The organism is Escherichia sp. TW14182 (genome assembly GCF_000208525.1).
GTDB lineage: Bacteria > Pseudomonadota > Gammaproteobacteria > Enterobacterales > Enterobacteriaceae > Escherichia > Escherichia ruysiae.
The window spans coordinates 1-14182 of sequence record NZ_AEJZ01000251.1; the positions used below are offsets into that span (position 1 = coordinate 1).

12 protein-coding genes are annotated in these 14182 nt (G+C 50.1%); 7 read left to right on the forward strand and 5 right to left on the reverse strand.

The window, feature by feature from the left end:
* The first annotated feature begins 56 nt into the window (after positions 1–56).
* The 5 genes from fbaA to srsR all read left to right on the forward strand — a co-directional run bounded on the left by fbaA (position 57) and on the right by srsR (position 4859).
* Positions 57–1136, forward strand: a complete 1080-nt coding sequence (gene fbaA, locus EQY_RS0118555) for a class II fructose-bisphosphate aldolase (RefSeq protein WP_000034374.1) — start codon at positions 57–59, stop codon at positions 1134–1136.
* 191 nt (positions 1137–1327) lie between these two features.
* Complete coding sequence (gene mscS / locus EQY_RS0118560) at positions 1328–2188, forward strand: small-conductance mechanosensitive channel MscS (RefSeq protein WP_000389806.1); 861 nt, start codon at positions 1328–1330, stop codon at positions 2186–2188.
* A gap of 137 nt (positions 2189–2325) precedes the next feature.
* Positions 2326–2961: an arginine exporter ArgO gene (argO, locus tag EQY_RS0118565; RefSeq protein ID WP_000493354.1), complete on the forward strand. Its 636-nt coding sequence runs from the start codon at positions 2326–2328 to the stop codon at positions 2959–2961.
* A 92-nt stretch (positions 2962–3053) separates the two neighbouring features.
* Complete coding sequence (locus EQY_RS0118570; RefSeq protein WP_000669825.1) at positions 3054–3794, forward strand: oxidative stress defense protein; 741 nt, start codon at positions 3054–3056, stop codon at positions 3792–3794.
* Between the two features lie 168 nt (positions 3795–3962).
* Positions 3963–4859, forward strand: coding sequence for a LysR family transcriptional regulator SrsR (gene srsR, locus EQY_RS0118575; RefSeq protein WP_000350788.1), 897 nt, complete (start codon positions 3963–3965; stop codon positions 4857–4859).
* Here srsR and scpC read toward each other — a convergent pair.
* The 5 genes from scpC to argP all read right to left on the reverse strand — a co-directional run bounded on the left by scpC (position 4856) and on the right by argP (position 11383).
* Complete coding sequence (gene scpC, locus EQY_RS0118580) at positions 4856–6334, reverse strand: propionyl-CoA:succinate CoA transferase (protein ID WP_001056014.1); 1479 nt, start codon at positions 6332–6334, stop codon at positions 4856–4858. The two genes, srsR and scpC, sit on opposite strands and share 4 nt — an antisense overlap.
* Positions 6335–6359: 25 nt before the next feature.
* Positions 6360–7145, reverse strand: a complete 786-nt coding sequence (gene scpB, locus EQY_RS0118585) for a methylmalonyl-CoA decarboxylase (protein WP_000291794.1) — start codon at positions 7143–7145, stop codon at positions 6360–6362.
* Positions 7146–7155: 10 nt separating this feature from the next.
* Positions 7156–8151 (reverse strand): methylmalonyl Co-A mutase-associated GTPase MeaB, encoded by a 996-nt coding sequence (meaB, locus tag EQY_RS0118590; RefSeq protein ID WP_000606487.1) that lies wholly within the window; start codon positions 8149–8151, stop codon positions 7156–7158.
* Entirely contained in the window at positions 8144–10288 is a 2145-nt protein-coding gene (gene scpA / locus EQY_RS0118595; RefSeq protein WP_000073217.1) for a methylmalonyl-CoA mutase, read from the reverse strand. Before scpA ends, meaB begins: the two co-directional genes overlap by 8 nt.
* A 201-nt stretch (positions 10289–10489) precedes the next feature.
* Complete coding sequence (gene argP / locus EQY_RS0118600) at positions 10490–11383, reverse strand: DNA-binding transcriptional regulator ArgP (protein ID WP_000828349.1); 894 nt, start codon at positions 11381–11383, stop codon at positions 10490–10492.
* A 439-nt stretch (positions 11384–11822) separates the two neighbouring features.
* Between argP and rpiA the strand changes: the two genes are divergently transcribed.
* Both rpiA and serA read left to right on the forward strand, forming a co-directional pair.
* On the forward strand, positions 11823–12482 hold the full coding sequence (rpiA, locus tag EQY_RS0118605) for a ribose-5-phosphate isomerase RpiA (protein WP_024191163.1): 660 nt from the start codon (positions 11823–11825) through the stop codon (positions 12480–12482).
* Positions 12483–12739: 257 nt separating this feature from the next.
* Complete coding sequence (gene serA / locus EQY_RS0118610) at positions 12740–13972, forward strand: phosphoglycerate dehydrogenase (RefSeq protein WP_001151617.1); 1233 nt, start codon at positions 12740–12742, stop codon at positions 13970–13972.
* Positions 13973–14182 lie beyond the last annotated feature (210 nt).

Here is a 14182-nt window from a genome sequence, read left to right on the forward strand (position 1 = left end):
GCACATGCAACTTGAAGTATGACGAGTATAAGGCCCGACGATACAGGACAAGAGACATGTCTAAGATTTTTGATTTCGTAAAACCTGGCGTAATCACTGGTGATGACGTACAGAAAGTTTTCCAGGTAGCAAAAGAAAACAACTTCGCACTGCCAGCAGTAAACTGCGTCGGTACTGACTCCATCAACGCCGTACTGGAAACAGCTGCTAAAGTTAAAGCGCCGGTTATCGTTCAGTTCTCCAACGGTGGTGCTTCCTTTATCGCTGGTAAAGGCGTGAAATCTGACGTTCCGCAGGGTGCTGCTATCCTGGGCGCGATCTCTGGTGCGCATCACGTTCACCAGATGGCTGAACATTATGGTGTTCCGGTTATTCTGCATACCGACCACTGCGCGAAGAAACTGCTGCCGTGGATCGACGGTCTGCTGGACGCGGGTGAAAAACACTTCGCTGCTACCGGCAAGCCGCTGTTCTCTTCCCACATGATCGACCTGTCTGAAGAATCTCTGCAAGAGAACATTGAAATCTGCTCTAAATACCTGGAGCGCATGTCCAAAATCGGCATGACTCTGGAAATCGAACTGGGTTGCACCGGTGGTGAAGAAGATGGCGTGGACAACAGCCACATGGACGCTTCTGCACTGTACACCCAGCCAGAAGACGTTGATTACGCATACACCGAGCTGAGCAAAATCAGCCCGCGTTTCACCATCGCAGCGTCCTTCGGTAACGTACACGGCGTTTACAAGCCGGGTAACGTGGTTCTGACTCCGACTATCCTGCGCGACTCTCAGGAATATGTTTCTAAGAAACACAACCTGCCGCACAACAGCCTGAACTTCGTATTCCACGGCGGTTCCGGTTCTACTGCTCAGGAAATCAAAGACTCCGTAAGCTACGGCGTAGTGAAAATGAACATCGATACCGATACCCAATGGGCAACCTGGGAAGGTGTTCTGAACTACTACAAAGAAAACGAAGCTTACCTGCAGGGTCAGCTGGGCAACCCGAAAGGCGAAGATCAGCCGAACAAGAAATACTACGATCCGCGTGTATGGCTGCGTGCCGGTCAGACTTCGATGATCGCTCGTCTGGAAAAAGCATTCAAGGAACTGAACGCGATCGACGTTCTGTAAGATATTCCTTTCTGCTTATCTCAAGACCCGCTCTGCGGGTCTTTTTTTTCGCCAAAAGCAAGGTGATGGACAGGAGAAATCTGTGATCTATTTGGCAAAATTATGCTTTATTGTTTACCCTTGTCAGACTGCCCGTCATAAGGCAGCGGAGTGTATTTCTCCATTTTGAGTCAGTTAAAAAGGAATATTGAATGGAAGATTTGAATGTTGTCGATAGCATACACGGTGCAGGTTCCTGGTTGGTGAACAACCAGGCGCTGTTGCTGAGTTATGCCGTAAACATCGTGGCGGCTCTCGCGATCATCATCATTGGTTTGATTATCGCGCGGATGATCTCCAACGCGGTGAATCGCCTGATGATCTCCCGTAACATAGATGCCACCGTTGCTGATTTTATCTCTGCATTAGCCCGATATGCGATTATTGCTTTTACGCTGATCGCAGCGTTAGGTCGTGTGGGGGTACAAACTGCATCGGTTATCGCCGTGCTGGGTGCCGCAGGTTTAGCTGTAGGTTTGGCGTTGCAGGGTTCTCTGTCTAACCTGGCCGCTGGTGTGTTGCTGGTACTGTTCCGTCCGTTCCGTGCCGGTGAATATGTCGACCTCGGCGGTGTTGCCGGTACAGTGCAGAGCGTGCAGATTTTCTCTACGACTATGCGCACTGCAGACGGTAAAATTATCGTTATTCCGAACGGTAAAATTATTGCCGGTAATATTATTAACTTCTCTCGCGAGCCTGCGCGCCGTAACGAATTTATCATTGGTGTGGCGTATGATTCCGATATCGATCAGGTGAAGCAGATCCTGACCGATATTATCCAGTCTGACGATCGCATTTTAAAAGATCGCGAAATGACCGTGCGTCTGAACGAGCTTGGCGCATCTTCGATTAATTTCGTGGTCCGCGTCTGGAGTAACAGCGGCGATCTGCAAAACGTTTACTGGGATGTGCTGGAGCGTATTAAACGCGAGTTTGATGCCGCTGGTATCAGCTTCCCGTATCCGCAAATGGATGTGAATTTTAAGCGGGTGAAAGAGGACAAAGCTGCATAATCAACGCTGAGGCCAGATAATTTATCTGGCCTCTCTCTTATTAGTTATTCTGATTGCCAATTAATAATATCAATTTCCACTAATAACATTCCCGCGCTATATTCTCTGCATCAGATACTTAATTCGGAATATCCAACGTGTTTTCTTATTACTTTCAAGGTCTTGCACTTGGGGCGGCTATGATCCTGCCGCTCGGTCCACAAAATGCTTTTGTGATGAATCAGGGTATTCGCCGCCAGTACCACATTATGATTGCCTTACTTTGTGCAATCAGCGATTTGGTTCTGATTTGCGCCGGGATTTTTGGCGGTAGCGCGTTACTGATGCAGTCACCGTGGTTGCTGGCGCTGGTCACCTGGGGCGGCGTTGCCTTCTTGCTGTGGTATGGTTTTGGCGCTTTTAAAACGGCGATGAGCAGTAATATTGAGCTGGTTAGTGCTGAAGTCATGAAACAGGGACGCTGGAAAATTATTGCCACCATGCTGGCAGTGACCTGGCTGAATCCCCATGTTTATCTGGATACCTTTGTGGTATTGGGGAGCCTCGGCGGGCAGCTCGATGTTGAACCAAAACGCTGGTTTGCGCTTGGGACGATTAGCGCCTCTTTCTTGTGGTTCTTTGGTCTGGCTCTTCTCGCAGCCTGGTTGGCACCGCGTCTGCGTACCGCCAAAGCGCAGCGTATTATTAATATTATTGTTGGTGGCGTAATGTGGTTTATCGCCCTACAGCTGGCGAGAGATGGTATTGCCCATGCACAAGCCTTGTTCAGTTAGGCGCTATCTGATGGAAAATAAAAACAGAGACGCTAAGCTTGCCTACAGAGGTTTTGAATTTTGGGCAAGTAAATAAACACGGAGAGACTAACGTGAAGTTCAAAGTTATCGCCCTGGCGGCATTGATGGGTTTCAGCGGGATGGCAGTACAGGCCAATGAACTACCGGATGGTCCGCACATTGTCACTTCAGGAACGGCAAGCGTAGATGCGGTGCCAGACATTGCCACTCTTGCTATTGAAGTTAATGTGGCCGCGAAGGATGCTGCTACCGCCAAAAAACAAGCGGATGAGCGCGTGGCGCAATATATCTCTTTCCTTGAACTCAATCAGATCGCGAAAAAAGATATCAGTTCTGCGAATTTACGTACCCAGCCAGATTACGATTACCAGGATGGCAAAAGTATTCTGAAAGGCTACCGGGCAGTGAGAACGGTAGAGGTAACAGTTCGTCAGTTAGACAAGCTGAATTCTTTGCTGGATGGCGCGCTGAAGGCTGGTCTTAATGAAATTCGTTCTGTTTCGCTGGGAGTAGCGCAACCGGATGCCTATAAAGATAAAGCGCGTAAGGCTGCGATAGATAACGCGATTCATCAGGCGCAGGAGCTGGCGAATGGCTTTAATCGCAAACTGGGACCGGTGTATAGCGTGCGCTACCATGTTTCCAACTATCAGCCCAGCCCGATGGTTCGGATGATGAAAGCTGATGCCGCGCCGGTTTCTACTCAGGAAACTTACGAGCAGGCCGCTATTCAGTTTGATGACCAGGTGGATGTGGTCTTCCAGTTAGAACCCGTTGATCAGCAACCGGCAAAAACACCTACCGCACAATAATACATTTAGCCCGACTCATTTGTCGGGCTAATGTCTTCACCTTATATCGTCTCCTTTTTCTGTAATTTTCTGTAAAACCATGATGCAATTACCTATCTTTGCTCGCGATATCATCAAAGATTGAATAACTGAAACGGTTAAGCGGACAGTGATGTTTGGGGAGAGGGTATGGATATTTTTATTTCAAAAAAGATGCGCAATTTTATTTTATTAGCGCAAACCAATAATATTGCCAGGGCAGCAGAAAAAATACATATGACGGCTTCACCGTTTGGCAAAAGTATTGCCGCGCTGGAGGAACAAATTGGTTATACGCTGTTTACCCGTAAAGATAACAACATTAGTCTCAATAAAGCCGGACAGGAACTTTATCAAAAACTATTTCCGGTTTACCAACGACTTTCTGCTATTGATAATGAAATTCATAATTCCGGGCGTCATTCTCATGAAATTGTCATTGGCATCGATAATACGTATCCGACGATTATTTTTGATCAGCTAATCAGTCTTGGTGATAAATATGAAGGGGTGACTGCCCAGCCGGTTGAGTTTAGCGAAAATGGGGTTATCGATAATCTCTTCTACCGCCAGTTTGATTTTATTATCTCTCCGCAGCATGTATCCGCCCGTGTTAAGGGGCTGGAAAATCTAACTATCAGCGAACTGTCGCCGCTGCGACTGGGGTTTCTTGTTTCCCGCCGTTTTGAAGAACGTCAGGAGCAGGAGTTATTACAGGAGTTACCGTGGTTACAGATGCGCTTTCAGAACCGCGCTAACTATGAAGCGATGATTGATGCGAACATGCGCCCTTGTGGGATCAATCCAACAATCATTTATCGCCCCTACAGTTTTATGGCCAAAATCAGCGCCGTTGAGCGCGGACATTTTCTGACAGTCATTCCACATTTTGCCTGGCGACTGGTGAATCCGGCAACGCTGAAATATTTCGATGCGCCGCATACGCCAATGTATATGCAGGAATACCTCTATTCACTGAAAAATCATCGCTATACCGCCACGATACTACAGCAAATTGCTGAAGATCGTGATGGTACGAGCAATTAACCCAGCATTGAACCCGTTTCGATCAAGTTACGATGCAGATCGAAAACGTGGCTAAGATCGTGGTGAATATGCCCTCCTGGGGCATTTTCCAGATAGCGATGCAAATAGTCACGGTACATGGGATGGGCGCAGTTATCGATGATAGCGCGTGCGCGTTGAAGTGGAGAGAGGCCGCGCAGGTCGGCGATCCCTTGTTCAGTGATGATCACTTTCACGCTGTGCTCGCTGTGATCAACATGACTACACATCGGCACGATGGTTGATATTTTTCCTTCTTTGGCGATCGACGGCGCCATAAAGATGGACAGATAAGCATTGCGTTCAAAATCACCGCTGCCGCCGATACCGTTCATTAAATTAACTCCGGCAACATGCGTTGAGTTGGCGTGCCCGTAAATATCAAACTCCAGGCCGACGTTCAGAGCGATAACACCAAGGCGGCGGATAATTTCCGGGTTATTGGAAATCTCCTGCGGACGTAACACAATCCGACAGGAGAAATAGTCCATATTGTCATAAATCTTGCGCAGTGAATCGGCGGAGATAGTCAGACTGGAGGCGCTGGCTCCGGTGATTTTTCCGGTTTCCAGAAGATGAACTACTGATTCCTGTAGCACTTCCGAATACATCATAAACGGTGGAATATCCGGGTTATCCCCGAGACGCGCCATTACCGCATTATTGATGTTGCCTACCCCACTTTGCAGTGGCAGAAATTCCGGCGGAATGCGCCCCTGTGCCATTTCACGTAATAAGAAGGTAACCACATTGTCGGCGATCTGTTGGCACATGGGATTTTGCTTATCCAGCAGCTTACCTGCATCAGGTAAGTTGGTTTCCACGACCGCAACAATCTTTTTCGGATCAATTTGCACATAACGAGTACCGACGCGATCCATCGCATGGAAGATCGAAACGCTATTGCGTCGCGGTGGTGCGCCAGGAATCACAATATCCGCCAGTTCCGCAACGCGCGGATCATGATAGTGATTGAGTTCAATGATTACTTTCTTGGCCCGCAGTAACCAGGTCGGAGCGTTACCGATCCCACTGGTTAACCAGACACGTCCATCCGGCTCGATGGCTGAGGCTTCAATTACCGCAACATCAATGTCGCCGAAGAAGCCGTAGTTAACCATTTGCGCGACTTCGCTCAAGTGTAGATCAACAAAACTGACTGCCCCCTGATTGATCTTTTGGCGTAACCCAGATGATGTTTGATACGGAGCGCGCCATGAAACGGCGTTAGCTTCAGAGAGCACGTCATCGGCGGCGGCGCTAATTGACGCGCCGGTTAGCAGGCGAATCTGGTACGGTTTTTTCGCCTCATGTTGTTCGTTGGCACGATGAGCAATAGCGACAGGTAGAGCTTTAGGTGAACCCGCAGGGGTAAAGCCGCTGAATGCTACCATATCATTGTGCTGGATAATTTCCGCCGCTTCATCGGCGGTCATCCTTGCCCAGATCATATTCATCTTTTACTCCTTCATTCGCTGAGCATTAATGACCGACGAAATTAGGTTTACGTTTTTCCAGGAAAGCATTCATACCTTCCTGATAATCCTCGCTGTCATAAACCGCTCGGCGCATCCCCTGAATACGTTCAAATTCGTCTGAATTCATCGTGTGCGCCTCGCCCAGTACGCGCAGTTCTTCCTTGATTACCGCGATCGCCAGCGGTGCTTTTTCGGAAATGTGGTGCGCCATTTGCAGGGTGAAATCTTCCAGCTCGCTGATGTCAACAACGTGGTTGAGAATGCCAACAGCCAGCGCGCGTTGGGCGGTGACTGGCGAAGCGGTAAAAATCAGTTCTTTGACGATGTGGAAGCCCGCGTCGCGGGTCAGGTTGTGGATGCCCACCAGGTTATACGGTACGCCAAGGTTAACTGGGGTCATTGAGAAGGTCGACGTGCTGGCAGCGATGATCAGATCGGAACTCATGATCATTTCAAAAGCACCTCCCCAGACGCTACCTTCGACCATCGAAATGATCGGTTTGGGGCATTTTTGGATCATACGGGTAATTTGCCGTAGCGGATCATCGTAAGAGAGAGGATCGCGACCGCCTGATGGCAGTTCATGGATGTCGTGGCCTGCGGAGAAGACTTTGGAACCACTCGGAGCACGCAGAATGATACAACGAATTTCTGGTCGGTTGAGATCGCTTAGTGCCTGGATCAGGTCGTCAATAAAGACTTTACTCAATGCATTGAGTTTGCGGCCATAGTTAAACTCAATGACCGCAACTTTGTTGATGATAATGACATTAACATACTGATAATACATAAAAATTCCTTTATTCAAAATATTGAGCCTGGATAAATTCACTGAGCTGCCGCAAGCCGGTGCGCGGCGAGAGAGTATTGTTTTTGACTGCTAATAGCGTCTGGCGGTAATAACGATCGAAATCTTCATTCGCGAACAGGTGGTGCAGCACTTCTTCTTCGGTTTGTTTACGCAGCCATTCCACCGATTGTTGTTGCCGCATTTGTTGCAAACGACCGCTGGCGGTAAGTGCGGTTTTGAAATCGATAATTGCGCGCCAAATCTCATCGATACCGCATTTTTCCAGCGCGCTACAGGTGAGAACCTGCGGCTGCCATTCGTCATATTTGCGACGCAGAATATGCAGAGCGCCCTCGTACATGTGGCGGGCAATGGCGACATTCGCGTGGTTATCGCCATCGTCTTTGTTAATGACAATCAGATCTGCCATCTCCATCAGTCCCTTTTTAATGCCCTGGAGATCATCACCACCACCGGCGATTTGCAGTGAGATAAAACAGTCCACCATGCGGGCGACTTCGGTTTCCGACTGCCCGACACCGACGGTTTCAACGATCACCACGTCATAACCTGCCGCCTCGCATAACAGCATTAACTCCCGCGCCCGCTGGCTGGCGCCGCCCAGATGACCGGATGACGGAACCGGGCGAATAAATGCCGCATCGGCACGCGCCAGTTCGGTCATCCGAGTCTTATCGCCAAGAATGCTGCCACCGGTCACTGGGCTGCTGGGATCGACGGCAATCACCGCGACTTTCAGCCCCTGGCGAATCAGCAACATACCGAAGGCTTCAAGAAAGGTACTTTTCCCCGCGCCAGGTGTGCCGGTAACGCCCAGGCGCAGTGCATTACCACAAAACGGCATGATGGCGTCGAGCAACTGAGTGCTTAGTTCCAGATGACGTGGATGACGGCTTTCTACCAGCGTCATCGCCTGGGCGAGTGTGGCACGCTCACCCTGACGTAAGCGCCGAATGTTGTCTGCCAGCGTGGCTTCGTTAATCATGACGCTGGCTAATCCGATTCAGTACATCACGTACGCTGTCGAGCATGGGCGTACCCGGACCATAAATCGCCGCCACGCCGCGTTCTTGCAGGAAGGCATAATCCTGCGGTGGAATAACGCCGCCAGCGACTACGCAGATATCTTCGCGTCCCCATTTTTTGAGGGCTTCTACCAGTTCCGGGATCAGCGTTTTATGCCCGGCAGCGAGTGAGGACGCGCCCACCACATGAACGTCGTTTTCCACCGCCAGGCGGGAGATCTCTTCTGGTGTCGAGAACATCGGACTTAAATCAACGTCAAATCCAAGATCGGAATAGGCGCTAGCAATGACTTTGGCCCCGCGATCGTGTCCATCCTGCCCCATTTTGGCGATCAGGATGCGCGGGCGACGGCCGTTATCCGCGAGGAACTGTTCCGTTTGCGCAACAATGGCATCAAATTCGCAAGCTGATTTTTCCGACTGATGATAGCTTTGCGCAATCACGCCGGTAACACACTGGCTCGGCACCAGATAACGGTCAAAAGCGGCTTCCAGCGCATCGGAGATTTCACCCAATGTCGCGCGAACGCGTGCCGCATTAATAGCAGCAGCCAGCAGGTTTCCGTTTTGCAGTGCCGCATTAGTCAGAGCATTCAGTGCGGCGGTTACGGCAGCATCATCGCGGGTGGCGCGAATGCGCTCCAGTGAAGCAATCTGCTCGTTACGTACCATCACGTTGTCTATCTCAAGGACATCGGTTTCGTCTTCGTGATCCAGCTTGTACTTGTTAACGCCAACAATCACGCGTTTGCCCTGATCGATCAGTGACTGCTCACGCGCAGACGCTTCTTCGATCATGCGTTTTGGCAAACCCGCTTCGATCGCTTTCGCCATACCCCCGGCTTCGTCGATCTGAGCGATGATGGATCGAGCCTGTTTGACGATCTGATCGGTCAACGACTCAACGTAATAAGATCCGGCCAGCGGATCGACGGTGCGGCAGATTTCTGACTCTTCCTGAATGATTATCTGAGTATTACGGGCTATACGTGCCGAGAAGTCGGTTGGCAGTCCAAGTGCCTCATCAAAAGCGTTGGTATGCAGTGATTGTGTACCACCAAGTGTGGCGCCCAACGCTTCAATGGTGGTGCGGATAACGTTGTTATAGGGATCTTGCTCGGTGAGACTCCAGCCTGAGGTCTGACAGTGGGTGCGCAGTGCCAGTGATTTCGGATCTTTGGCTCCAAATCCACTTACCGCCTCACTCCAGAGATAACGTGCGGCGCGCAGCATAGCGACGTTCATGAAAAGATCCATACCGATGCCAAAGAAGAACGACAGGCGCGGGGCAAAGTCGTCAATTTTCAGGCCAGCAGAAAGTGCAGCTTTGATGTACTCAATCCCATCAGCGAGAGTAAACGCCACCTGCTGCACGCAGTTGGCTCCCGCTTCGCCCATGTGGTAACCGCTAATACTGATGGTATTAAAGCGCGGCATATTGCCGGAACACCAGGCGATGATGTCAGCGATAATACGCATCGACGGTTTTGGCGGATAAATGTAAGTATTGCGGCAGAGGTACTCTTTCAGAATGTCGTTCTGGATGGTGCCTGTGAGTTTATCGGGTGTAACGCCTTGCTCTTCAGCGGCCACAATATAAAACGCCAGTACTGGCAGGACTGCCCCGTTCATAGTCATCGAAACCGACATTTGATCCAGCGGGATCTGGTCGAATAGCACCTTCATATCTTCAACGGTGTCGATAGCGACACCTGCTTTACCGACGTCGCCTGAAACGCGCGGATTGTCAGAGTCGTAACCACGGTGGGTGGCGAGGTCAAAAGCAACGGAAAGACCCTTTTGCCCGGCAGCGAGGTTACGGCGATAAAAGGCGTTAGATTCTTTTGCCGTGGAGAAACCGGCATACTGACGAATAGTCCACGGTTGAGCGGTATACATGGTGGCACGTGGACCACGAACGTAGGGCGGCAAGCCTGGAAGGGTGCCGGTTACTTCCAGATTGTCGAGATCGGCTTCGGTATACAGCGGCTTGATGGCTATCCCTTCCGCCGTTTGCCGTACTAGTGAGTCGACGTTTTTCTCCCGACGGCTCAATTCCTTGTTGGCAAGTTGTTGCCATTCCTGCACGTTAGACATTATTTGCTCCATAAAACGCAATCAAATTGGTGGGATGCGCTTACGGTGAGCTTTTTACACGGGGTTGTCGCCAGCAAAAAAAATGCATTGGGACGTCGTTTTTTGCCGCGTGAGATTTGTCTGTTTCGTGACGTTGTTCAAAGAAGATAAAAAGAAAAAAGGAAAATGCCTGATATGTGCTATCAGGCATTAAGTGATTGATTAATCCTGACGAAGTACTTTGTGACCATAGTCTAGTAAAGCATCAGTGACTTTACGCATCATGCGGCTTTCTGGGGCAAAGCGGTGCCAGTAGAGCATTCGCCGTTGAAACAGCCCTGGCGTAAGGTCGATCAGCTCGCCGCTCGCCAGTTCTTTCTCAATTTGCAGGTGTGGGATCATACAGCAGGTTGTTCCCTGGCGAGCGAGTTGAACGAAGGCTTCAGACGAGTTAACGATATGGCACGGTACGCTACCTGGCGGCAGATCGAAGTTTTGCTGCAAAAATGCCTGGTGCATATCGTCAAGATGGTCAAACGCCACCACCGGTGCCTTGAGCAGCGCGGAGCGGCTTACTCCGTTAGGGAAGTATTTCTCGGCAAATGGTTTGGAGCTGACGAACAGATAGTCAAGCGCGCCAAGTTTATCGACAAGACAACTGGGCAGCGCCTGATGTTGAATACTCACCGCGCCAACTACTTCACCGCGACGCAGGCGTTCCTGGGTGCGGGTTTCATCTTCCACCTGCAAGTTCAGACGAATAGGCGAATCAGCCAGCACCGGAGCCAGCGCCGGTAGCAGCCAGGTTGCCAGACTGTCTGCGTTGACCGCCAGTGAAAGCAGCAGCGGGGTTGAACCGGTTTGTTCATCCCCCAGCCACTCTTCTTCCAGCAATTCCACCTGGCGAAGCAGTGCCAGCAGTTTTTGCCCTTGTTCTGTAGGTCGCGGCGGGACAGTACGCACTAATAACGGCTGCCCGAACATATTTTCCAGCTGCTTAATGCGCTGTGAGACGGCTGATTGCGTAATGCACAATTTCTGTGCCGCGCGCTCAAATCCTCGTTCACGTATTACCGCATCCAGTGCCTGTAATGTTCTGTAGTCCGGGCGTTTCATTGCTTTAACCTGCTCCTCAAATTTTCTTATGCCGAACTATGACATAATTTTGCTTTGGGTACAGAGCATTTAACGTATACAAAAGCAGCCATAATGGAAATTTTGACTGACAATACCGTGTTTTTTTAGTCTTTGTAGAGCGTAAAGGCAACGTTCTGTGGGCGAGATGCTAACAATAGATGTTATTTTTATTATTAATATTATCAATTGGTTGTATTGAAGTGCTTCACCTTTATCGGCGTAGTTTCAGATATGCTGACTGGGGGATAGAAGGGTAATCCTGATGCCTCCTGATACCCAGATTTGCCGGGGTGAAAGAGGATGCCCGACATTGCCTGTTATTTCATGGATGAGTTATCCGCACGACTTGCTGACGGGGTCTGAATCGCTTTTTTTGTATATAATGCGTCTGAAATTTCATACCACAGGCGAAACGATCATGACGCAGGATGAATTGAAAAAAGCAGTAGGATGGGCGGCACTTCAGTATGTTCAGCCCGGAACCATTGTTGGTGTTGGTACAGGTTCCACCGCCGCACACTTTATTGATGCACTCGGCACGATGAAAGGTCAGATTGAAGGGGCAGTTTCCAGCTCGGATGCATCCACTGAAAAACTAAAAAGCCTTGGCATTCATGTATTTGACCTCAATGAAGTTGACAGCCTCGGCATCTACGTTGACGGTGCAGATGAAATCAACGGCCATATGCAGATGATCAAAGGCGGCGGCGCGGCGCTGACGCGTGAAAAAATCATTGCTTCGGTTGCAGAGAAATTTATCTGCATCGCGGACGCCTCCAAGCAGGTCGATATTCTGGGCAAATTCCCGTTGCCGGTGGAAGTGATTCCGATGGCGCGTAGTGCAGTGGCTCGTCAACTGGTGAAACTTGGTGGTCGTCCGGAATATCGTCAGGGCGTGGTGACTGATAACGGCAACGTGATCCTCGACGTCCACGGTATGGAAATCCTTGATCCGGTAGCGATGGAAAATGCGATTAACGCGATTCCGGGGGTGGTTACTGTTGGTCTGTTTGCCAACCGTGGCGCGGACGTCGCGCTGATTGGCACGCCTGACGGCGTTAAAACCATTGTGAAATGATCTGACGGGGGAGTTCGTCCCCCGTTAAAAATTTTTTGCATTGTTAAATTTGGTGACATCTATCACGTTTTTAACTCACTTTTGCCTAACACGCTAAAGAACGTCTCATCTTCAGCATTTTCTTCTGTTAATCAACCTCTCGTGATATTTCCTCAACATCGCGACGCAAACGTTCATATTGCCGCAATATTATTTTTTGATATGTTGAAAGGCGGATGTAAATCCACACACAACATTTCAAAGACAGGATTGGGTAAATGGCAAAGGTATCGCTGGAGAAAGACAAGATTAAGTTTCTGCTGGTAGAAGGCGTGCACCAAAAGGCGCTGGAAAGTCTTCGCGCGGCAGGTTACACCAACATCGAATTTCATAAAGGCGCGCTGGATGATGAACAATTAAAAGAATCCATCCGCGATGCCCACTTCATCGGCCTGCGATCCCGAACCCATCTGACCGAAGAAGTGATCAATGCCGCAGAAAAGCTGGTCGCTATTGGCTGTTTTTGCATAGGCACAAACCAGGTTGATTTAAATGCTGCGGCAAAACGCGGGATTCCGGTATTTAACGCACCGTTTTCGAATACGCGTTCTGTCGCTGAGCTGGTGATTGGTGAACTTCTGCTGCTATTGCGCGGAGTGCCGGAAGCCAACGCCAAAGCGCACCGTGGCGTGTGGAACAAACTGGCGGCGGGGTCTTTTGAAGCGCGCGGCAAAAAGCTGGGTATCATTGGTTATGGTCATATCGGTACGCAGCTTGGCATTCTGGCGGAGTCGCTGGGGATGTATGTTTACTTCTATGATATTGAAAACAAACTGCCGCTGGGTAACGCGACGCAGGTGCAACATCTTTCCGACTTGCTGAATATGAGCGACGTGGTGAGCCTGCATGTGCCTGAAAACCCGTCTACCAAAAACATGATGGGCGCGAAAGAGATCTCACTGATGAAGCCCGGCTCGCTGCTGATTAACGCTTCGCGCGGTACTGTGGTCGATATTCCGGCGCTGTGTGACGCACTGGCGAGCAAACATCTGGCTGGCGCGGCAATCGATGTATTCCCAACAGAACCAGCGACCAACAGCGATCCGTTTACTTCTCCGCTGTGCGAATTCGACAACGTCCTGCTGACGCCGCACATTGGCGGTTCGACTCAGGAAGCGCAGGAGAATATCGGCCTGGAAGTTGCGGGTAAATTGATCAAGTACTCTGACAATGGCTCCACGCTCTCTGCGGTGAACTTCCCGGAAGTCTCGCTGCCGCTGCACGGTGGCCGCCGTCTGATGCACATCCACGAAAACCGTCCGGGCGTGCTGACTGCGCTGAACAAAATTTTTGCCGAGCAGGGCGTTAACATCGCCGCGCAGTATCTGCAAACGTCTGCTCAGATGGGCTACGTAGTTATTGATATTGAAGCAGATGAAGACGTTGCTGAAAAAGCATTACAGGCAATGAAAGCGATTCCGGGCACCATTCGCGCCCGTCTGCTGTACTGATTTCCCTTCTCTGACAAACAACGGGCAGGTCGCTGACTTGCCCGTTTTTTTATCCCTTTTCCCGCGCTTATCACTGCATTTGCAGTGTGCTGCAATCGCCTTTGCGAGTCTGCTCGAAGAAATAAATCAAAGCCAGATCAATGCGTTGCCTTTATTCGAAGAGGATTTACGATGGCGGGACAGCACAGGGCTGTAACGGTAAAGCCCTCA

Excerpts from the sequence above, each read along its gene's own strand:
- argP (WP_000828349.1), bottom strand. The coding sequence starts at position 11,383 with ATGAAACGCCCGGACTACAGAACATTACAGGCACTGGATGCGGTAATA.
- srsR (WP_000350788.1), top strand. The coding sequence starts at position 3,963 with ATGGATATTTTTATTTCAAAAAAGATGCGCAATTTTATTTTATTAGCG.
- mscS (WP_000389806.1), top strand. The coding sequence starts at position 1,328 with ATGGAAGATTTGAATGTTGTCGATAGCATACACGGTGCAGGTTCCTGG.
- fbaA (WP_000034374.1), top strand. The coding sequence starts at position 57 with ATGTCTAAGATTTTTGATTTCGTAAAACCTGGCGTAATCACTGGTGAT.
- meaB (WP_000606487.1), bottom strand. The coding sequence starts at position 8,151 with ATGATTAACGAAGCCACGCTGGCAGACAACATTCGGCGCTTACGTCAG.
- scpB (WP_000291794.1), bottom strand. The coding sequence starts at position 7,145 with ATGTATTATCAGTATGTTAATGTCATTATCATCAACAAAGTTGCGGTC.
- rpiA (WP_024191163.1), top strand. The coding sequence starts at position 11,823 with ATGACGCAGGATGAATTGAAAAAAGCAGTAGGATGGGCGGCACTTCAG.
- scpC (WP_001056014.1), bottom strand. The coding sequence starts at position 6,334 with ATGAATATGATCTGGGCAAGGATGACCGCCGATGAAGCGGCGGAAATT.
- serA (WP_001151617.1), top strand. The coding sequence starts at position 12,740 with ATGGCAAAGGTATCGCTGGAGAAAGACAAGATTAAGTTTCTGCTGGTA.
- scpA (WP_000073217.1), bottom strand. The coding sequence starts at position 10,288 with ATGTCTAACGTGCAGGAATGGCAACAACTTGCCAACAAGGAATTGAGC.